The sequence below is a fragment of the Plantactinospora solaniradicis genome (assembly GCF_042658085.1).
GTDB classification, from domain to species: domain Bacteria; phylum Actinomycetota; class Actinomycetes; order Mycobacteriales; family Micromonosporaceae; genus Plantactinospora; species Plantactinospora solaniradicis.
Genome location: NZ_JBHSPR010000122.1, coordinates 1 through 204 on the forward strand (window position 1 = coordinate 1; position 204 = coordinate 204).

Consider the following 204-nt stretch of genomic DNA (forward strand, 5'->3'; position numbering starts at 1 on the left):
ACCCGCATGCGTCAACGCCACACCCTTGGGCCGACCCGTCGAACCCGACGTGTAGATCACGTACGCCAAGCTCTGCGGCGTGACCCGCGTCGTCACCGGCTGGGCCCGCCACACCGCCGGCTCGTCCACCAACACCGCCGGCACCGCACCCACGACCGGCCGCAGCGCCGTCCGCGTCACCACCCCACCCACACCCGCATCGGC

The 204-nt window shown here is 73.0% G+C and carries 1 protein-coding gene; it reads right to left on the reverse strand.

Annotation, left to right across the window (positions count from 1 at the left end):
* Positions 1-183: AMP-binding protein (locus ACFP2T_RS47535; protein WP_377434593.1), on the reverse strand; the 183-nt coding region annotated here is incomplete at its 3' end.
* Positions 184-204 lie beyond the last annotated feature (21 nt).